Source organism: Occallatibacter sp. (genome assembly GCF_035317045.1).
GTDB lineage: Bacteria > Acidobacteriota > Terriglobia > Terriglobales > Acidobacteriaceae > Telmatobacter.
Map to the genome: position 1 here is coordinate 146,525 of NZ_DATHHT010000029.1, position 21,243 is coordinate 167,767.

At 59.6% G+C, this 21,243-nt stretch carries 10 protein-coding genes; 5 read left to right on the forward strand and 5 right to left on the reverse strand.

What is annotated here, in order from left to right:
- Nucleotides 1-21 precede the first annotated feature (21 nt).
- Together VK574_RS14895 and VK574_RS14900 are read right to left on the reverse strand one after the other, a co-directional pair.
- Nucleotides 22-1,260, reverse strand: a complete 1,239-nt coding sequence (locus VK574_RS14895; protein WP_472800642.1) for an efflux RND transporter periplasmic adaptor subunit — start codon at nucleotides 1,258-1,260, stop codon at nucleotides 22-24.
- A gap of 36 nt (nucleotides 1,261-1,296) precedes the next feature.
- Nucleotides 1,297-4,590, reverse strand: coding sequence for an efflux RND transporter permease subunit (locus VK574_RS14900; RefSeq protein WP_472800681.1), 3,294 nt, complete (start codon nucleotides 4,588-4,590; stop codon nucleotides 1,297-1,299).
- A 669-nt stretch (nucleotides 4,591-5,259) separates the two neighbouring features.
- Between VK574_RS14900 and VK574_RS14905 the strand changes: the two genes are divergently transcribed.
- The 5 genes from VK574_RS14905 to VK574_RS14925 all read left to right on the forward strand — a co-directional run bounded on the left by VK574_RS14905 (nucleotide 5,260) and on the right by VK574_RS14925 (nucleotide 16,968).
- A complete protein-coding gene (locus tag VK574_RS14905) occupies nucleotides 5,260-6,576 on the forward strand; it encodes an efflux RND transporter periplasmic adaptor subunit (RefSeq protein WP_472800643.1) in 1,317 nt (438 codons plus the stop codon).
- Nucleotides 6,573-9,692 (forward strand): multidrug efflux RND transporter permease subunit, encoded by a 3,120-nt coding sequence (locus VK574_RS14910; protein WP_472800644.1) that lies wholly within the window; start codon nucleotides 6,573-6,575, stop codon nucleotides 9,690-9,692. Before VK574_RS14905 ends, VK574_RS14910 begins: the two co-directional genes overlap by 4 nt.
- Before the next feature lie 11 nt (nucleotides 9,693-9,703).
- A complete protein-coding gene (locus VK574_RS14915) occupies nucleotides 9,704-13,216 on the forward strand; it encodes an efflux RND transporter permease subunit (RefSeq protein ID WP_472800645.1) in 3,513 nt (1,170 codons plus the stop codon).
- 383 nt (nucleotides 13,217-13,599) lie between these two features.
- Nucleotides 13,600-16,260, forward strand: coding sequence for an alpha-glucan family phosphorylase (gene glgP / locus VK574_RS14920; RefSeq protein ID WP_472800646.1), 2,661 nt, complete (start codon nucleotides 13,600-13,602; stop codon nucleotides 16,258-16,260).
- Nucleotides 16,261-16,566: 306 nt separating this feature from the next.
- A complete protein-coding gene (locus VK574_RS14925) occupies nucleotides 16,567-16,968 on the forward strand; it encodes a hypothetical protein (RefSeq protein WP_472800647.1) in 402 nt (133 codons plus the stop codon).
- Nucleotides 16,969-17,068: 100 nt separating this feature from the next.
- On the opposite strand, the gene glgP (VK574_RS14930) is transcribed toward VK574_RS14925, so the two are convergent.
- The 3 genes from glgP (VK574_RS14930) to VK574_RS14940 all read right to left on the reverse strand — a co-directional run bounded on the left by glgP (VK574_RS14930) (nucleotide 17,069) and on the right by VK574_RS14940 (nucleotide 21,241).
- A complete protein-coding gene (glgP, locus tag VK574_RS14930) occupies nucleotides 17,069-18,844 on the reverse strand; it encodes an alpha-glucan family phosphorylase (RefSeq protein WP_472800648.1) in 1,776 nt (591 codons plus the stop codon).
- A 255-nt stretch (nucleotides 18,845-19,099) separates the two neighbouring features.
- Nucleotides 19,100-20,269 carry a galactokinase gene (gene galK, locus VK574_RS14935; protein WP_472800649.1) on the reverse strand — a complete coding sequence of 390 codons (1,170 nt, stop codon included), beginning with the start codon at nucleotides 20,267-20,269 and terminating at the stop codon, nucleotides 19,100-19,102.
- Between the two features lie 6 nt (nucleotides 20,270-20,275).
- A complete protein-coding gene (locus VK574_RS14940; protein WP_472800650.1) occupies nucleotides 20,276-21,241 on the reverse strand; it encodes an aldose epimerase in 966 nt (321 codons plus the stop codon).
- Nucleotides 21,242-21,243 lie beyond the last annotated feature (2 nt).

The window sequence follows — 21,243 nt, forward strand, 5'->3', positions numbered from 1 at the left end:
GAAATGCAACCGAACCCATCGCTATTTGCCCCCTGGTCCCGGCTGCCCGCCTTTTTCCTGGTTGCCTGGATTCTCCGGGCTCACCTTTTCTCCCTCTATCAGCGAGTCCGGTGGATCCTGGATCACGCGGTCCCCATCCTTCAGCCCAGTCACAATCTGTACGGTTGCTCCATCATCCTGCCCGATCGTCACAGGAACAAGGTGTGCAATATTGTCGCTGCCTACCGTGCCCACCTGCGTTCCCTCGCGCCGAAAAATGATCGCCGAGACCGGAATGATGAACGTCTGCACAGACGACGCCTTGAAGTGCACCTGCGCCAGCGACCCGGGCAGCAGCGCTTCCTTGCGATTGTCCACGTCAACTTCCACCAGCAATGTCCGACTTGTCGGGTCGATCGCGTCCGCAGTCCGCACCAGCGTTCCCTGAAAAGTTTTTCCCGGATACTCAGGAAACGTAATATCGATCTTCGAACCACGCTTCATGTTTGTCGTATAGAGCTGCGGAACGTTGGTGTAGATGCGCAGGGTATTCAGCGCCTGCATGTGAAACAGCTCTTTCGCAGCTCCCGTATCAATCAGCTGCCCGGTATCGATCGAGCGCGCCGTAATAACCCCGTCAAACGGCGCATAGATCTTTTCGAACGATTGCAGCTCCTTCAACCGATCCACGTTGGCCTGCGCCGATTTCACCGCCGACGCCGTTGCCGAAGCCTGGTTCGTGAAGGTCTCCGTGTCCTGTTGCGAAACCGCATTCGAATCCACCAGTCCCTGGTAGCGTTGCGCCTGCGAATGCGCATTTTTTGCATTCGCTTCGGCTGTTCCGAAGTCGGCCTCTGCTTGCGTCAGCTGCTGATCCAGTTCCGGCGTCGCAATTTCCGCCAGCAGCGCACCCTTCTTTACGTGAGAGCCGATGTCGTAATACCACTTCGTCAGGTAACCTGACGTGCGCGCGTAAATCGGCGAATCGGTATAGGCAGTTACATTGCCCGGCAGCATGAACATGTCGACAGGGGATCCCTGTTTAGGCGGCAGCGCAATCACCCTGGGAGCGGCTGCTTCCTGGGTCGCCTTTGCCAGCACGCTGCTGTGGTGGATGCGGCTCAGAATTCCGAACGTCGCCAGCGCCGCAAACACCAGCAGCACAATTACCAGTCCGGTAACGGCATATCCCGGCGCAATCGGTTTCTGCACCGGAGCATGCTGCGTATCGTGTCCCTCGTGAGGAACCGGCTTCTGGCTCGGGTTGGATGTATCGCTCATATGGCTACTCCGAAATCTCGCGGGAAACCCGTTTATCTAGTCAAACTCATCGAAAGTTGCAGCCTGCGTCTCGTGCCGCTTTGACCTGCTGCGCTTCTCGATCCAGCCATGCACGACCGAGAAAAATGCCGGCACAAAGAACAGGGTGGCCACCGTCGCCAGCAATAGTCCGCCGATCACGGCCCGGCCCAGCGGCGCATTCTGTTCTCCACCTTCGCCCAGGCCCAGCGCCATCGGCATCATGCCCAGGATCATTGCCAGCGCCGTCATCAGCACCGGACGCAATCTGACAAACCCCGCATTCAGCGCTGCCTGCCGCGCATCGCCCACCAATTCTTCCAGTTGTTCGCGGGCAAAGCTCACGATAAGGATCGAATTCGAAGTCGCCACGCCCATGCACATGATCGCGCCTGTTAGCGCCGGCACACTAAGCCGCGTTCCCGTCATGAAAAGGAACCACGCAATCCCGGCCAGCGCCGCGGGCAGTGCCGAAATGATCAGAAACGGATCGAGCCATGACTGGAAGTTCACCACGATCAGCAGGTACACCAGCAGGATCGAGAATGCCAGGCCGCTCAGCAGGCCGATGTACGACGCCTGCATCGTCTCGCTTTGTCCGCGAAGAATCATGTGGGACCCGCGCGGCAGCTGTTTCTCGTACTTAGCCTTGATCCGCTCCATCTCCCGCGTCACGGTTCCCAGGTCGGTCCCTTCGACGTTGGCGTAAATGTCGAGCACCGGCTGCACGTCGTAGTGGCTTACCGTACCGAGTTCCGCACCCGGTTGGAACTGCGCCAGATTACCCAGCACCTGCACCGGCTGCTGCGAGGCGCCGGGCGCGTTTGTCTCCATCGGAGCGGAACTCAACCCCGTATTGGCCGGCGTTGTTCCGCTTGTACTACTTGCGCTTGCTGAACGTGTCACCGGCAGACTCTCCAGCGCCGACATCGAATCCAACTTGTATTGCGGCGTCTGCACCGCAACGTTATAACTCACGCCGTTCTTCGGATCGAGATAGAAACTCGGCGTCGTCTGGAAGCTGCCGCTCATTGCCACAAGCAGGCTCTGCGCCACATCTCGCTGCGTAAAGCCGATGGCCTGCGCACGCGTCCGGTCCACATTTACTGTGAAGTTCGGATAGTCGAAGGGCTGCTGAATGCGCGCATCCGTCGCTCCGGGCACATATCGAACCTCGTTCAGCATCTTTTCCGCAACCACGCGGTTGCCATACAAATTCGGGCCTACGACTTGAATGTCAATCGGCGCGGAAAGTCCAAAATTCAGAATCTGGGTCACGATGTCCACGGGCAGCACGTAAAACGTCACCCCCGGGTATTCCCTCGCCAGCGCGCCGCGGAGATCCTGCACATATTCGTCCGTCGGGTGGTGCTTAGGCGTCAGCTGAACCTGGATGTCCGCATCCTCCGGCCCGATCGGCGCTGAGGTCGAGTAGGAAAGGTTCAACCCGGAGTAAGGCAAACCGATGTTGTCGACAATCGTTACCATTTCGTTCGCGGGGATATGCTGGCGAATCGTGGCGTCGATGTGATCGCACAATGCAGTGGTCTCTTCGATACGGGTACCGGTGCGGGCGCGCACGTGAATCTTGAACTGCCCTGCATCGACCGCGGGAAAGAAGTCTTGCCCCAGCCAGGGCACCAGCAGGGCCACTGAGCCGAGTGCGAAAACCACGAAGATGATCAGGAACACACCGGCGAAATCAACGCACAGCGTCAGCAGCCGCACATATCCGTTGCGGAACCGCGTGAAACCGGCCTCAAATCCGCTCTGGAAGCGAACAAACGGATTGCGACTGTGCGTCTTCCTCGCCGCCTGTGCATCATCGTGCTCATGCAACAGGTACTTTGCCATCGTCGGCACAACGGTTCGCGAAAGCAGGTAGCTGGCAAGCATGGCAAACACCACAGCCTCTGCCAGCGGGACAAACAGGTAGCGCGCCACCCCGCTCAGCAGGAACATCGGAACAAACACGATACAGATGGCCAAGGTCGAAACCAGGGCAGGCGTGGCGATCTGCGCTGCGCCATCCAGAATCGCCTGCTCGATTTCCTTGCCCTGTTCGAGGTTGCGGTTGATGTTCTCGATCTCGACGGTCGCATCATCCACCAGGATGCCGACCGCCAGTGCCAGCCCACCCAGCGTCATGATGTTGATCGTCTCGTGCAGCAGCGCCAGCATGGTGATCGAACACAAAATCGATAGTGGAATCGACACCGCGATAATCAGCGTCGACCGCCAGCTTCCCAGAAACACCAGGATCATCACAGCCGTCAGGCAGGCCGCGATCATCGCCTCGCGCACCACCCCGCTGATGGCCCCGCGCACAAAAATGCCCTGGTCGGAAAGGGCATTGATCTGGATCTGCGGCGGCAACTGACCCCGCACGCTGGGACTATCCACAATGCCGCGCACATCCTTGATGATCTGCAGCGTCGAGGCCGACCCGGTCTTCATGATGCTCATCATGATGGCCCGCTTGCCATCCACGCGCACGACGTTGGTCTGCGGTGGGCTGCCATCCCGCACGTGCGCCACGTCGCGCACATAGATGATTGCGCCATTCGCATTCTTGATCGGGAGATCGTTCAACTGATCCACGATCGACGGCGCCGAGTTCGTCTCAATCGCATACTCGAACCGGTCCATCTTCATCGTGCCGGAGGGAACAATCAGGTTCTGCGCCGAGACCGCGTTCACCACATCGGCCGGCGACAATCCCTTGGCCTGCAGTGCCTGCGGATCGATATCCACCTGGATCTGGCGCTGCTTTCCGCCATAGGGAAAGGGCGTCTGCGCTCCTTCAACCGTCGCTAGCTGCGTCCGAATCGTGTTCGTCCCAAGGTCGAAGAGCTGCTGCTCGTTCAGACCCTCTCCTGAGAGTCCCAGCATCAGCACCGGCACGCTCGACGCGTTGTACTGAATGATGAACGGCGGCGTAGTCCCCGGCGGAAGAGATCGCAGCTGCACCTGGCTGATGGCAGTCACTTCTGCGACTGCGTTGCCTATATTCACATTTGGCTGAAAGAAGATCTTGATGATGCCGATGCCATTCAGCGACTGCGACTCGATATGCTCGACATCGCTGACCGTCGTGGTCACGCCGCGCTCGCTGTTGAAGATGATGCGCGTCGACATCTCCTGCGCTGAAAGCCCGGTGTAGCTCCACACCACGGTCACAACAGGAATGTCGATATTCGGAAAAATATCCGTGGGCATCGACGTAATGCTGTACGCGCCCAAAATCAAAATCAAGAGCGCAAAGACAGCAAACGTGTACGGCCGCCTAAGCGCTAGCCGAACAATCCACATCATAGGGCTGGTACTCGCTCCTGAGGCGATTTGCCCGTCAACATCGTGACGATTGAGAGATAGGTCGCCGGCGGCATCGCAGGCAAACCGGTCAAGGCAAACAGCGGCTCAATGGAATCCGGGTCTGAGCGGGGTTCAGCCGCTCGTTCCCCTGGTATGAATCAAAAAGTCAATGTTAGACGATGGCACGCGGTCACGCGCAGCATGCCTCGTGCCTGGGCTTTCTTCTGCACACTTCATAGGACGGGCTTAGGCCCCCCCAGGCTTCATTTATCCCGTGCCTGAATCTCAATATGCGAGTTCTTTTGAGTTGCTCTAATGCCCCTTGTCTCGAGTCCCTGAAGCTGTCGCCGCACGCCTGCATCGTGTTCGCCATGCCCGCGGTGTCTTGCCCGCGCGGTCCTGTCGCCGACAAACCGTTCTTCTCGCCCCGCTTAATCGCCGATTCCTGCCTTCGGTTCGCTACAATGTCTGCTTGCTCTGCTGGCCGTCTGCAAACGAGTCTTTTACGCCGGGAAACACCGGACCGCAGGAAACCTTTCAGAATCCAATACCGTCCCTAAGAGGAGTGTTGCCGCGGCAAAAACACTGCGCGACCATGCCTGTTCGAAGAGCAGAAGCCGACGGGATTTTATCTCGAATTACACATGATTGACGGGAAGCCACCACATGCCGATTCAAAACGCCACTGAGCCTTATTCGCCTAAAACCAGCGAGTCGCAACCCCCGCCGGAGAAGAAAAACACCTGGGTGCGGGTTGTCGTCTACCTGGTTCTGGCCACAGCTGTAGGTGTTATCGTTTGGCGCGTCTATCAGAACAAGCAAAAGACCGCAGCCAATACCGCCAACCAGGCTGCCGCTCTGCTTTCGCGTCCCGCGCCGGTACAGGTCGTTCCCGCCGAACAGAAGCCAATGCCCATTTACCTTACCGGCCTCGGTACCGTCACCCCGTATTTCAGTGTCACGGTCAAAGCACGTGTCAGCGGCGAATTACTCCCCGTCAAGTTCACTGAAGGCCAGGAAGTGAAACAGGGCGAGACCATCATGGTGATCGACCCCAAGCCGTATCAGGCCGCCCTCGACCAGGCCAAAGGCACGTTGGCCCATGACCAGGCGCTCCTCAAGAACGCCCAGGCCGAGTTCAACCGCTACAAGGCCCTCTACGCAGCCGGCGTCGTTTCCAAAGAAACCCTTGACGCCGACCAGGCCCAGCAGGGCCAGTACGAGGGCGCCATCCAGTCCGACAATGCCGCCATCGAAACCGCCCAGTTGCAGTTGAATTGGTGCTATATCCAGTCGCCCATCAATGGCAAAATTGGCCTGCGCCTCGTCGACCCCGGCAATATCATCTCCGCCAATTCAACCAATCTCGTGGTTATCAACCAGCTCAAGCCCATAGCCGTCTACTTCACGCTGCCTGAGAACCAGTTGCCGCAGGTGCTCAAGCGGCTCGAAACAGACAAGCGCATCCCCGTCGACGCCTATGATCGCAGCGACACGCAACAGCTCACCGCCGGCAATCTCCTCACGGCCGACAACCAGATCGATACCACCACCGGAACCGACAAACTCAAAGCCGTCTTTGATAACAAGGACTCCATCCTCTTTCCTAACCAGTTCGTCAACATCCACCTGATCCTGGAAAATCGGCCCAAAGCCCTCGTAGTCCCTTCGGCCGCCATCCAGACCGGCCTGAACGGCTCGCTCTTTGTCTGGGTCGTCAACGACGATGGCAAAGGCGGTCAGGTCGCGCAGATGCAGACCGTCAAGGTGGCGCTCGCTGAAGGCCAGAACACCATCCTCGACAACGGTCCCCAGCCCGGCACAAAAATCGTTATCGACGGGGCCGACCGCTTGCGTCCGGGCCAGCCCGTGAGCGTTGCTGGCACCCATCAGGGGCAGCCTGCGCCGGCTTCCGGCAAACAGCCCGGATCCCTCACCGGCCAGCATAAGCAGAATTCAGGTTCCACTCCGAGGCAGCAGTGAGTCTCAGTCCCTCCCGGCCGTTCATTCTGCGCCCCATCGCAACCTCGCTGCTGATGGCGGCCATCATGCTCGCTGGAGGCGTAGCTTACCTGCAATTGCCTGTTTCTGCGCTGCCTGAAGTGGACTACCCCATCATTCAGGTGCTCACTTTTTACCCGGGCGCTGGACCTGACGTCATGTCCTCGTCTGTCACCGCGCCCCTCGAACGTCAGTTCGGTCAGATGCCCGGCCTCAAGCAGATGACCTCGGTCAGCTCTGGTGGCGGCTCCGTCATCACCCTCGAATTCAACCTCGACGAAGACATTGATGTGGCCGAGCAGGAAGTTCAGGCCGCCATCAATGCCGCCAACAGCTTCCTTCCCGCTGACCTGCCCAACCCGCCCGTCTACAGCAAGGTCAACCCCGCCGACGCGCCCATCATGACGCTGGCGCTCACCTCCGAGACGTTGCCTCTTGACAAGATCGAAGACGCCGCCGATACCAACCTCGCGCAGAAGATCTCCCAGGTCACCGGCGTCGGTCTTGTCTCCATCGCTGGCGGACAAAAGCCTTCAGTCCGTGTGCAGGCTAACCCTGCGCAGCTCGCTGCCTACAATCTCAGCCTCGAAGATCTGCGCACCGCCCTCGCCGCCGCCAACGTCGACCAGGCAAAGGGCACGCTGAACGGATCGCGGCTCTCCTACACGATCAACGACAACGACCAGCTTATCTCCAGCGCCGACTACCTGCCCGTCATCGTTGCCTACCGCAACGGCGCTCCCGTTCGCACCTCCGACGTAGCTTCCGTCATCGACGCGGCAGAGAACTCGCAGGAAGCTGCCTGGATGAATCGCCAGCCAGCCGTCATCGTCAATGTGCAGCGCCAGCCCGGCGCGAACATCATTGCCGTCGTCGATCGCATCAACAAGCTTCTGCCGCAGTTGCAGACCAGTCTACCGGCCAACGTCCAGGTTCACGTCCTCACTGACCGCACCACCACCATCCGCGCCTCCGTGAAAGACGTCGAATTCGAGCTGATGCTCACCGTGGCCCTGGTCGTCCTGGTCATCTTTCTCTTCCTGCGCAACCTGGCCGCCACCATCATTCCATCGGTCGCGGTGCCGCTCTCCATTGTCGGCACCTTCGGCGTGATGTACCTGCTGGGCTACAGTCTTAACAATCTCACCCTGATGGCGCTCACCATTTCCACCGGCTTCGTAGTCGACGACGCCATCGTGATGATCGAGAATATCTCGCGCTTCATTGAAGAAGGCGAGTCGCCGATGCGCGCCGCTCTCAAGGGCAGCGAGCAAATCGGCTTCACCATCATGTCGCTCACCGTCTCGCTGATCGCGGTGCTCATCCCCCTCCTGTTCATGAGCGACGTCGTGGGTCGCCTCTTTCGCGAGTTCGCCATTACCCTCGCGGCTACCATCCTTGTCTCTGCGGTGGTTTCTCTCACCCTGACGCCCATGATGTGTTCGCGGATCCTCCGGGACAAGGCCCACGCCAAACAGACTCGCTTTTACTACTGGTCAGAGAAAGTCTTCAATTCGATCATCGCGTCCTATGGTCGCGGATTGAAGAAGGTGCTTGCGCACCGCTTCATCACCCTCCTGGTCACGATCTCCACCTTTGTCGCCACCGTTCTGCTGTTCATCGTGATCCCCAAGGGCTTCTTCCCTGTGCAGGATACCGGCGTAATTCTCGGCATCAGCGAAGCACCCGAATCCGTCAGCTTCGCCAATATGGCGCTCCGGCAGCAACAACTCGTCGACATCGTTCTGCAAGACCCCGCCGTCGACAATGTCTCGTCCTTCATCGGAGTCGACGGCACCAACACCACGCTCAACTCCGGCCGCATCCAGATCACTCTCAAGCCGCTCGATCAGCGCAAGATTTCCGCCACTGATGTCATTCGCCGCCTCCAACCCAAGGTCGCCGACGTGAATGGTATCCAGCTATTCCTGCAGCCGCTGCAGGACCTGAGCGTAGAAGACCGCGTCAGCCGGACGGAGTTTCAGTACTCCCTCGAAGATCCGAACTCAGTCGAGCTCGCCACCAAAACCCGCCAGATGGTGCAGGAGTTGAGCAAGGAATCAGCCGTCACCGACGTTGCGAGCGACCTCCAGGATCAAGGCCTGGGTGCAATGCTGGTCGTTGATCGCGATACGGCGGCTCGCCTTGGCATCGCCATGGCCGACGTCGACAACACGCTTTACGACGCCTTCGGCCAGCGCCAGATCTCCACCATCTTCACCCAGCTCAACCAGTACCACGTGGTGATGGAAGTGGGTCAGAACTTCCAGGCCAATCCCACTGTCCTGAACAATCTCTACGTGAAGTCAAGCAATGGCACCCAGGTGCCCCTCAGCACTCTTGCCCACTGGGAGCAGTCAAAAGCGCAACTCGCCATCGGCCACGAAGGCCAGTTCCCCTCGACGATCATCAGCTTCAATCTCGCTCCAGGCAAAGCACTGGGTGATGCCGTTAAAGCGGTCAATGCGGTGGAGCAGCGGATCGGCATGCCCGCAAGCATCAATGCCAGCTTCCAGGGAACGGCTGCGGCTTTTCAGACCTCGCTGGCCAACGAGCCGCTGCTTATCCTGGCGGCGCTGGTCACTGTCTACATCGTGCTCGGCGTGCTCTACGAGAGCTACATCCATCCCATCACCATCATCTCCACCTTGCCTTCGGCCGGCGTCGGCGCGCTCCTCGCGCTCATGATTACGCAGATGGAATTCAGCGTCATTGCGCTGATTGGCATCATCCTGCTCATCGGTATCGTGCAGAAGAACGCCATCATGATGATCGACTTCGCGCTCCAGGCCGAACGCGATGAGGGGAAATCGGCAGAAGAAGCCATCTTCCAGGCATGTCTTCTGCGTTTCAGGCCCATCCTCATGACCACCCTGGCGGCGCTTCTCGGCGGACTACCGCTCGCACTCGGTGGCGGCGTAGGCGCCGAATTGCGCATGCCCCTCGGTGTCAGCATCGTCGGCGGACTTATCTTCTCGCAGGTGCTTACCCTCTTTACCACTCCCGTGGTTTATCTCTACTTCGACCGGCTGGCGCAGCGTCTGAAGCCGCGCGACCTTGAGACTAGCCCTGAACATCACATGGCTTCGGCGGACTGAGGCAGGCGACCATGCACATCTCCGCACCCTTCATCAAGCGGCCCGTTGCCACCTCACTGTTGAGCGTCGCCCTTTTGCTCGCCGGTTCCGTTGCCTATTCGCTCCTTCCCGTTGCATCGCTGCCAGACGTGGACTTTCCGGTGATCGGTGTCGGTGCGGGACTTCCCGGCGCCAGCCCCGAAACAATGGCCTCTGCCGTCGCTACACCCCTGGAACGCCAATTCGGCCGCATCGCCGGCGTCAACCAGATGACCTCGAGCAGTTCGCTTGGTTCTGCCAGCGTCACCCTTCAGTTCGATCTCAACCGCGACATCGACGCCGCGTCCCGCGATGTCCAGGCAGCCATCAACGCCGCGCGGAGCCAGTTGCCGTCGTATCTGCCGCAAAACCCGAGCTATCGCAAAGCCAATCCGGCCGATGCGCCCATCCTCATCCTCACCCTGACGTCCGACGTCATTCCTAAGCCGCAGGTCTACGACATGGCCGACTCCATCCTCGCCCAGAAGATCGCGCAGATCCAGGGTGTAGGCCAGGTCTTCGTCGGCGGCAGCGCGCAGCCCGCGGTCCGCGTGGAGCTCAATCCCATGCAACTCGCTAACAACGGTGTGGGACTCGAGGCTGTTCGCACCGCCCTGTCGAACGCAAACGCCAACCGCCCCAAGGGCGGCTTCAGTGACGGTCAGCATCGCTGGCAGGTTGACGACAACGATCAGATCTTCAAGGCCGCCGACTTCGCTCCGATCATCGTCGGCTACAACAAGCAGACCGGAGCCGCCGTCCGCGTCACTGACCTTGGCACTGTGGTGGACTCCGTCTCCGACATCCACACCGCTGGTTTCGCCGGCAACAACTCCCCCGGCCACAGCGGAAAACTCAAAGATGCGATTCTGATTATCATCTTCAAAATTCCCGGCGCCAATGTCATCGACACCGTCGACGCTGTCCTCAACGAAATGCCCCGCCTGCAGGCCGAGATTCCACCCACGATCCAGATGAGCGTGGCTGTCGACCGCACCACTACCATTCGCTCGAGTGTGCGCGACGTTGAAATCACGCTCATCATCAGCGTCCTTCTGGTGGTGCTTGTGGTCTTCCTCTTCCTGCGCGAAATCTGGGCCACCATCATTCCCTCCGTTGCCGTGCCGCTTTCGCTCGTTGGTACTTTCGGCGTGATGTACCTGCTCGGCTACACGATCGACAATCTCTCCCTGATGGCGCTCACCATCTCCACCGGCTTCGTTGTCGACGACGCCATAGTGGTCATTGAGAACATCACGCGCTATCTCGAAGAGGGCATGAAACCCTACGAAGCGGCCATGAAAGGATCGAAAGAGATCGGCTTCACGGTCCTTTCCATGAGCACTTCGCTCATCGCGGTCTTCCTTCCCATCCTGCTCATGGGCGGCATTATCGGCAAGCTCTTCCGCGAATTCGCCGTCACTCTCAGCGTTGCCATTGCTGTCTCCCTGCTTGTTTCCTTAACCACTACACCCATGCTTTGCGCCAGATTCCTCAAAGCACGCGACGAGAGCAGTCATGGCCGTCTTTACCGCATCTTTGAGAACGCGTTTGATTGGGTTCACCATGAGTACAACTCCGCTTTGCGCTGGGTGCTGCGCCATCAGTGGCTAACGCTCGGCGTCGCGGTCGGCTGCGCCTTCCTCAATATCTACCTCTTCAAAATTGTTCCCAAGGGGTTTTTCCCGCAGCAGGATACCGGCAGGTTGGGCGGACAGACCATAGCCTCACAAGACATCAGCTTCCCTGCCATGAAGGATAAGCAGCAGGAGCTTGCGCAAATAACCCTCAACGATCCGGCGATTGACACCGTTACCGCCTTTGCGGGCGGTGGCCGCGGAAGCAACAATACCGGCTTCATGTTCATCGCCCTCAAGCCCGTCAACCAGCGCCCCGGACACGTGACTGCGGATCAGGTCGTGAACCGTCTCCGCGGCAAACTCTCCGGCGTTCCCGGCGCCCGTCTCTTTCTCCAGGCCCAACAGGATATCCAGGTCGGCGGCCGCGGCAGTGCCGCTCAGTATCAGTACACGCTCTCTGATCCCGATGTCGACGAGCTGAATACCTGGGCGCCCCGCCTCGAGGCCCGAGCGCGCGCCATGCCGGAACTCCGCGACGTCTCAACCGATCAACAGGATCAGGGACTGTCAGAAACCCTTGTCATCAATCGTGATACCGCATCGCGCCTCGGCATCACCGCCTCCGCCATCGATCAGGTCCTCTACGATGCCTTCGGCCAGCGCGAGGTCTCCACCATGTATACCGGCCTGAATCAGTACTTCGTGGTCATGGAGGTCGATCCCCAGTACCAGCTAAGCCCCGATTCCCTTAACAACATCTACATCAAGACAAGTTCGTCCGGTGCACCCGCATCCGTGCCCAACCTCGGCTCGACGACCGCACCGGCCACGACTACCGCCGCGGCCGCGCCGCCAGCGGTCGCGAGAAGCGCTGCCTCCGCAGCACCGGCAGCATTCGTCACATCCGGCGGCCAACTCGTTACCACCAGCACAGCGTCCAGTGCAGGTTCGACGCAGGCTTCCTCCGGCACCAGCTCCGTGGCGACGAATATCGCTGCCATCGCCGCCTCCAACGATGAATCGACAACCGCAGCGGCGATTCAATCGGGCACTCTCTCTGGCACCAGCGCTTCTGCTTCTACCGCGAACTCCGGCTTCGGCGCTGCCGCCCCTGCCGCCGGCAGCACTCCCGCGGCCGCAACCATCGGTGCCATGGTGCCGCTTTCTACCATCGCCCACTGGGAGGAGAAGCGCACCTCCCTCACCGTGAACCATCAGGGACAATATCCCGCGGTGACGCTCACGTTTAATCTCGCACCCAATGTTGCCTTGGGCGATGCTGTTACCGCGCTCGAAAAGGCTGAGAGCGACATGGGGATGCCGGGCGCGATTCACGCTACCTTCCAGGGCACCGCGCAGGCCTTCCAGGACTCCCTCAAGAACGAGCCATACCTCATTCTCGCCGCGCTTGTCGCTGTCTACATCGTCCTTGGCATTCTCTACGAGAGCCTGATCCACCCTCTTACCATCCTCTCCACTCTGCCTCCCGCCGGAGTCGGCGCCATTCTAGCCCTGCTCGTTACAGGCACCGATCTCAGCATCATGGCGCTGATCGGCATCCTCCTGCTCATTGGCATTGTTAAGAAGAACGCCATCATGATGATCGACTTCGCCCTGCAGGCCGAACGCGAACAGGGCCTTCCCCCTGTCGAGGCCATCTATCAGGCATGCCTGCTGCGCTTCCGCCCCATTATGATGACCACCCTGGCCGCAATGTTTGGCGGACTCCCGCTCGCCATCGGCATGGGCGTCGGATCCGAACTCCGCAAGCCTCTGGGCATTACGATCGTCGGCGGCCTTCTCGTCTCGCAGTTGCTCACCCTCTTCACCACTCCCGTTGTCTATCTCTTCTTCGACAAGTTCCAGTGGCGTGTCATGAAACTCCACCGCATCGGTTCCGAACTGGAAGAGTCCCCCGGCGACTGAGCTCTTCCGAAGGATGGTAGCCGCGCCCCATTCATCGCGGCCTTATCGCGATGAGTGTGTCTTGTCAACTTGCTGTCCACTCCGATTCGATTTCAACCATTCCTCGACACCAATTGCGTTATTGGAAAAGCTGCACCGTAACCAGTGCAGAACGAGGCCGATCTCATCCAAGCCTCCTCCTCCATTGGCAATCCAGCTCGCACAAGTGGTATCGTCAAATCAATTCAGATTCACGCGCGACCTTTTTTTCCAGCCATTTTCCCCGAGGCTCTTGCACTTTTTTCTGAACGACATTTCGCCCTCCGGCCTTACGCGCTAACGCCGTCTTCACTGCACATCCGCGTTTCCCGTCTGCAATTCAACAAGGGTGCGGAGGTATTTCGATGAGCATTTCTCCTGAAGCGATGGACGAAAACCTCGTGTTGACCCTCGATGAAATCACCAGCCTCACGCAGGACGGAGGTAAGCCCTCCGATACGCTGATGAACGTCGTCGCTCTCATCGCCTCCCGTTTCCACACCGACGTCTGCTCCGCCTATCTGCTTGAACCGGACCGCTCGAACCTTGTCCTCGCCGCATCGCTGGGCCTCCATTCCCGCTCCATCGGCGCACTACGCATGCCGCTTCATGAAGGCCTTGCCGGCCTCGTTGCTGAGCAGGTGCGCCCCGTTGCCATCGACGACGCCAGCCGTCACCCTCGCTACAAGTACTTCAAGGAATCCGGCGAAGAGGAGTACCACTCTTTCCTCGGCGTCCCTCTCATTGATCGCGGCATCCTCCAGGGCGTCCTGGTTGTCCAGACCAAGGAGCCCCGCGTCTTCCGCGATAACGAAATCCGCATGCTTGCGGAAGCCGCCGAGCAGGTCGCACCCGTCGTCAGCGAAGCCCGCACCCTCGACCGCTTTGTCGCCCCGGCACAGGAGCGCCTCTGGGCCCTTGCCCGCAATGTCTGGTGGAGCTGGGATCACGACTGCATCAATCTCTTCCGCGACCTGAATCCCGTCCGCTGGCGCGAGCTCAACCAGAATCCCATTGCCCTGCTCAACGAAATGCCGCTCAGCGAGATCGAGCGCCGCGCCACCGAATTGGTCCTCCATAGCCGCATCAACTACGTCTATCGCCGCCGCCAGGAGTACCTGCAGGGAGACCGCACCTGGGGCGCGGCCAACGCCGGCATTCTCCGCCCTCGCCCTGTTGCCTACTTCTCCGCGGAATTCGGCCTCCACGAGTCGCTCCCCATCTATTCAGGCGGCCTCGGCGTACTCTCCGGCGATCACATCAAGAGCGCCTCCGATCTCGACATCCCCCTAGTCGGTGTAGGCCTCTTCTACGGCCAGGGTTACTTCCTTCAGCGCCTCGATGAAAAAGGCTGGCAGCGCGAAGAGTATCTCCAGACCGACATCAAACAGCTCCCCATGCAGCCCGCCATCGGCCTCGATGGCCAACCTGTCATCGTCGAAATCGCCACTCGCGGCGCCGCCATTCGCGCCAAAGTCTGGCAAGTCAAAGTCGGCCGTTGCGATCTGTTTCTCCTCGACTCCAACGTTCCCGGCAATGCTCCAGAGGATCTCGAAACCACTTCGCGCCTCTACGGCGGAGATTCCCGCACGCGCATCCGCCAGGAGCTTCTCCTCGGCGTCGGCGGATTCCGCGCCCTCAAGGCCATGGGGATCTCCCCCGGCGTCCTTCACCTCAACGAAGGTCACAGCGGTTTCGCCGTCTTTGAAGCCATCCGCTCCCGCATGGAAGAAGAAGGCGTCGACTTCTATGGCGCCGCCAGCCACATTCCGCGCGAAGTCATATTCACCACGCATACCCCCGTCCCCGCGGGCCACGACCGGTTCAGTCCCGAACTCATCGAAGAACACCTCGGCCCCCTCCGCGACCAACTCGGTATCTCCCAGGAAAATCTCATGGGATTCGGCCGCGAACACCCAACCGACCACGGCGAGACGTTCTGCATGACCGTCCTCGGTCTCAAACTTGCGCGCCGTGTCAACGCCGTTTCCTCGCTCCACGGCGAAGTTTCGCGCGCGATGTGGAAGGGCCTTTATCCCGGTCGCTCTGAAGACGCGGTCCCCATCGGCCACATCACCAACGGCGTCCATGTGCCGTCATGGTTAGCTCCGCAGATGTTTCGCCTCTACGATCGCCACCTCGGCGTGGATTGGCAGAAGCGCAGCGGCTCCAAGAGCACCTGGGAAGCCATCGAAAACGTCGACGACGGCGAACTCTGGGAGACCCATCTCAGCCTCAAAGCCCGCTTGCTCGACTTCGCTCGACGCCGCGCCGTCGAACAAGCTGAGCGCCGCAGCGAATCCTCCTCATCGTTGCATCGCTTTGCCAAAGTCTTCTCGCCAGATGCCCTCACCATCGGCTTTGCCCGTCGGTTCGCTACGTACAAGCGCGCCAACCTTCTCCTCAAAGACATCGAGCGCCTGGCCACCATGGTCAACGACCCCAAGCGCCCCGTGCAGTTCCTCTTCTCCGGAAAAGCCCATCCGCACGACGAGCCCGGCAAGCGCGTCCTCCAGCAGATTGCCCAGATGATGCGCGATTCCCACTTCGCTGAAAAATTCCTCTTCATCGAGGACTACGACATCAACGTCGGCCGCCACCTCGTCCAGGGAGTCGACGTGTGGCTCAACAACCCGCGCCGCCCCCTCGAAGCCTCCGGCACCAGCGGTCAGAAAGTCGTCCTCAATGGCGGCCTCAACCTATCCGTTCTCGACGGCTGGTGGGCCGAGGCCTACGACGGCCTCAACGGCTTCGCTATCGGCAAAGGCCGGACCCACTCCAACATGGACGTCCACGACACCCGCGACGGCGAAGACCTCTACCGTGTCCTCTCCGGCGAACTCATCCCGCTCTTCTACGATCGCGACCCCGATGGCCTCCCGCGCGGCTGGATCAAGCGTATGAAACGTACCATTCGTACCCTGGGCTGGCGCTTCAACGCAGACCGCATGGTGATGGATTACACCCAGAAATGCTACGTACCCGCTGCCGGGGGCACCTCCAGCGACATCCGGCCTCTCTCGTGATATCGCCCGCAATATGAGCCCTTTGCAGCCCCGCACAACCTCCTATTGGCCTCAGTCGCCGGATGGTTACCGAGCTCTGAGTTGAGATCATTTAATTTCAGTCACTTACAAGAGCTCCCTTATCACGAAAGTATCCAGACCTACACACTTCGGGTAATGTATCGAGTGGTGACCTGAGTCTAAACTTCCGTCCATAGCATTTTTCGAGACGGTTTCTCCACCCGCGTTCCCAGACCGGCATCAATTCAATACCACGGTCCCTGCCGAGCGGTTGGCTTCCTCGAAAGCTGCTGGAGGAGAATCCCAATGGGCTCACAGGTCTATCGCGAAAATTACTTGGCAGCCGTTGAAGGCGCGCACTCCCAACTCGACGAGATCATCCGGGAGTTTGATAGTCTTCAGCTTCGAAAGGAGCAGATCGAGGGCGTGGTGGGAGCGCTGCAACCCTTCCTTCGTACCGCTCCACAAGCCAGTTACGAAGTCCGTCAACCGGATCCTGTCCATCACGAATTCCATCAGCCCGAGCCGATTCAGGCCGAACCCGTTCGAGTAGCACCGGAACCCGAGATCGTTAAGCAGGTCCTCCGTGTCGCGCCAGTGCCCGCTCCCGAACCGGTCGCACCCGCAGCGTTCTCACCCGTGTCCGAGTCGAAATTGGATCCAATCCAGAACCGCATCAATCGCGCTCTTGGCCTCGCCGTCGCGTAAGCACTGCTCCTTACCTCCAGCAGTCGAAAGCCCCATGCTCTGCTCAAGCATGGGGCTTTTCATTTTCATCCTATCGAAACAGAAACTCAGATCCTTCTGCCTACTTCATCGCGTATGACGGCGCCGTTTCCTCTGCCTTGGTAACGGTCTCAATCAGCTTCACCGGATAATACGAGTTCCGCGTGTACTGCTTCACCATGCGATTGGTGTTGAAGAACGACCCGTTGAAAGCCAGGGTCGTCCGCATCATCCGCGCCCAATGCTGCGGCTCGCCGCAATACAGCGGCACAACCGCGTTCTCGAGCTTCCTGTAGAGGTTCTCGGCTTCCTCGGCATCGTTGGCGCCGTCTTCAATAGCCCATCCGGTCACGCCTTCGATGCAACCCTCGATCCACCAGCCATCTAGAATCGACAGGCTCGGCACGCCGTTCAAGGCAGCCTTCATGCCGCTGGTGCCGGATGCCTCATACGGACGCCGTGGCGTGTTCACCCACACATCCACGCCCGCCGTCAGCAGCGCCCCGAGGTCCCACGCATAGTTTTCGAGATACACGACGCGCAGCATGTCATTGGACAACTTGCTCGCCGTTTCAATCACGCTGTGAATCAACGCCTTCCCCGGATCGTCTGCCGGATGCGCCTTGCCCGCATACAGAATCTGCAGCCCACCCGCCTGCGTCGCAATCTTCAGCAGGCGCTCTGGATCCGCGAACAACAGGTTAGCGCGCTTGTATGTTGCGGCGCGTCGCGCAAATCCCAGCGTTAGCACGCGCGGATTCAACACCAGGCCCGTCCGCGTCGCCACTTCCGTCAGCAATGCTTCTTTCGCCCGGTGATGCGCATCTCTTAGCTCTTGTTCCGGTAGATCGATCGCATTGCGCAGCGTCAGATTATCGCGGCGCCACGATGGAATCTGCACATCCAGCATCTGCTGCACCGGCTCTGAAATCCACGTCGGAGCATGCACGCCATTCGTAATCGAATCGATCTGGTACTGCGGAAACATCGCGCGCGATACCTTGCCGTGCTGCATCGCCACGCCGTTCGCATAGCGCGAAAAACGCAGCGCCAGCATCGTCATGTTCAGCAATCCGCCCTCGAACACGCCCAGCTTTTCCAGCCGCGCCGTCCGGTCGCCACCGAGAATTCTGATCGACTGCTCTGTCGAGAAACGATCGTGACCCGCCGGTACCGGCGTATGCGTAGTGAACACGCACTTGTTGCGCACTTGCAGAATGTCGGCATCGGTCGGCGAGTTCAAGGGACCGCCGCCCATCTCGCTCTCCAGCAGCGCCAGCGTCAGCAGTGCCGCATGGCCTTCATTCATGTGATACACGTTCACCTTCAGGCCCAGTGCATTCGCCATGCGCGCGCCGCCCAGCCCCAGCACAATCTCCTGCTGCAAACGGTAGTTCGTGTCGCCGCCATACAAGTGATCGGTCAACCCGCGATCCCAGCCCGAATTCCCATCGAGATCCGTGTCGAGAAGATAAATCGGAACCACGTGCCCGTAACGTCCCCGCAGGTCGTAGCGCCACGCCCGCACCATCACATCGCGGCCTTCGACTGAGACTCGAATGCGCGCCGCTTCTTCCGTGCAGAAGTCCGAAGGATTCCACGGCTGCACTTCTTCCGTCTGGTCGCCCGCCGGGCTCAGGTGCTGCTGAAAATATCCCTTGCGGTGCGCCAGTGAGAATGCCACCAGCGGAACGCCAAGGTCCGCGGCCGAACGCAGTGTGTCCCCGGCCAGCATTCCCAGGCCGCCAGAGTACGTGGGCATTGCGCGGTCGATCGCGATCTCCATGGAGAAGTACGCGACCAGTCCGCTCGTTGGGGTTGTTTCGTAGGAGAAGGGTTTAGTTGAATTCAGTTGCATCCTCTACATCTCTCTGCGGCGCTCGCTCTAAATGCCAACAATTTGAAATCCAATATCCGAAACACCGGATGGGCCAGAAAATTCCCCTCGCGGTCATGTAATCGGCAACGTTTGAAATCCTGTGAAAGATTCTAGCAAGGAAAAGCGATTTGGTTATAGAGGTGGAGTGGGAAAGGGGGTAACTTCAGATAGCCTGTTTTCCACCTCACGGTAATAAGATGCAGTTGACCCTAATCGGGAAAAACCTGATGTCCTTCAATGCGAGAGACTCGCAATCACTCTGTGCGCTCCGCTTGACGCATGGCAAACGTGAATCTGTGGAACGATTCCCGTTTCACTGGCGTAACTTGCAGCCAGTCCATCCCGGAACTCGTTGGCCTTTCCCTGCTCTACAAGGTTGATGGTGCATCCGCCAAATCCGCCACCCGTCAGCCGCGCGCCAATCAACCCCGGCTGACTATGCGCCAGCATTACCATCGTGTCCGCCTCAACGCAGCTCGCCTCGAAATCCTGGCTATAGCTCACATGCGCCTCGGCCATCAATCTCCCCAGCTCTTTCAAGTCATGATCGATCAAGGCATCTGCCGCGGCCACCGTGCGCGTGTTTTCCGTTATCACGTGACGCGCGCGCTTCAGTGCGTTCGGGCTCATCTCCGCGCCCCACTTGTGCAAATCCTCTACCGTTGCATCGCGCAGAAACCGCACTTCCGGCCTGTGTCGCGCAATCACTGCCGCCGCTTCTTCCACTTCCGCGCGCCGCGTTGTGTATTCACCGCCCGCCACCGAATGCTTCACCATCGTGTTCGCAATTACCAGGGCAACATTCGCCGGAATCGGCGCCAGCCTGAAACTCAAATCGCGGCAATCCAGCAGCAGCGCATGATCCTCCGCGCCATTTGCGGAAATGAACTGGTCCATGATGCCGCAATTCGCGCCCACAAATTCGTTCTCAGCCCTTTGGCACAAGCGCGCCAACTTTGGCCGCGCGTAGTCGACGCCCACCAGTGATGTCACCGCCAGCGCCGTCGCCACTTCCACCGCCGCCGAACTCGACAGCCCCGATCCCAGCGGCACATCGCCAAGCAGGCTCAAACTCAAACCCGGAATCCGATGTCCCTCGCCGGCCAGCATCACCATCGCGCCCAGCGGATAATCGCTCCAGTCCTTGCTCCCGCTCTTTGGCAGAGACCTTGCATCGAACACGCGTTCTTCTTTGAAGTTCTCCGAGTAGATGACAATCTTCCCGTCATCCCGCGGTGAAATCCCAGCCAGCGTCGCGAAATCAATTGCAGCCGGCATCACGAACCCTTCGGCATAATCCGTGTGTTCGCCGATCAGGTTCACACGCCCCGGAGCAGCAAAAATCTCCGGTTCACTCTTGTAGCGGCTCACGTGCAAAGAACGCAAAACTTCAGGGTCATACATCGCTGTTCATCTCTCGATTCGTTGAATCTCAACTTCCATCGGCCAACTGAAACAATCTCCCGGCTCCAGCACGCGCGACCACGGGCCAGTTGTCGCTAGCGAGTCCACAGGCGCCGTCGCCGGCTCCATTGCCACGCACACTTGCTTCGGTCCCGGCTTCTCCGGCCATCCGCCATAACAGATCCACAAACCTAAATAGGGCGTCGCCTCAGCATCAAACGTCACGCGAATGCGCACTCCAACTGAAGGCCGCTCAAGAGCGCACCATTCTTCCGATCCACGCAAGGGGCCCGCAAACAGCTTGTCGCCAATGCCCGAGTCTGGCGCATCGGCAACACTCAGATTTGTCCTGTGGCCGTTCACCAGCTGCGCAATGGGCCACGCAACCGAATCGCCGCCCTTGCCCAGCCTTCCTCCGCCCGATCCCTCGAGCCGCAACGACGTGATCGACTCTGGCAAAACAATCCGGTCACCCTCTTCCACCGCAAACAAAGGATGTGCTGCCCAGGACCAGGGCACTCGCTCCGAACTCAGGTTTGCAACTGAATAATCGAGACTCAAGGTCCAACCTGTGGCCCCTTCCGTCAGAGTCACCGTGCGTTCCAGCCGGAGCGGCAGCGAAAAGCACTCCCCTCGGTATGTCACTGAATGGGCTTCCCTGGCCATTGGCTGCCATTCAACGCGCCACAAATCGCCATGATCCGGAATCGCAGCGACGCCCGCTTCTGTCTTAACCGTGCAAGCCCCCACCGACGGCAAACACTCATCCCATCCGCTCGCATCGCCCGCATCAAACGCCATCGTCCGCGTGCGAGGCGCAATCGGCGCCAGCGGCATCTGCAGCAGCTCGCGCTCTCCAATTCGGATCGAGGCAATCTTCCCGCCAAACTGGGGAAGCACGGTCACCGCACACTCCCCGGCCCGAATGAGAACGTTTTCAATCCCGGCGATAGATGTAACGGACTCCGCCATCT

Bases quoted from the DNA above. Each gene is read 5' to 3' on its own strand.
- VK574_RS14895 (WP_472800642.1), bottom strand. From the start codon at position 1,260: ATGAGCGATACATCCAACCCGAGCCAGAAGCCGGTTCCTCACGAGGGA.
- VK574_RS14900 (WP_472800681.1), bottom strand. From the start codon at position 4,590: ATGTGGATTGTTCGGCTAGCGCTTAGGCGGCCGTACACGTTTGCTGTC.
- VK574_RS14905 (WP_472800643.1), top strand. From the start codon at position 5,260: ATGCCGATTCAAAACGCCACTGAGCCTTATTCGCCTAAAACCAGCGAG.
- VK574_RS14915 (WP_472800645.1), top strand. From the start codon at position 9,704: ATGCACATCTCCGCACCCTTCATCAAGCGGCCCGTTGCCACCTCACTG.
- glgP (WP_472800646.1), top strand. From the start codon at position 13,600: ATGAGCATTTCTCCTGAAGCGATGGACGAAAACCTCGTGTTGACCCTC.
- VK574_RS14925 (WP_472800647.1), top strand. From the start codon at position 16,567: ATGGGCTCACAGGTCTATCGCGAAAATTACTTGGCAGCCGTTGAAGGC.
- glgP (WP_472800648.1), bottom strand. From the start codon at position 18,844: ATGCAACTGAATTCAACTAAACCCTTCTCCTACGAAACAACCCCAACG.
- galK (WP_472800649.1), bottom strand. From the start codon at position 20,269: ATGTATGACCCTGAAGTTTTGCGTTCTTTGCACGTGAGCCGCTACAAG.
- VK574_RS14940 (WP_472800650.1), bottom strand. From the start codon at position 21,241: ATGGCGGAGTCCGTTACATCTATCGCCGGGATTGAAAACGTTCTCATT.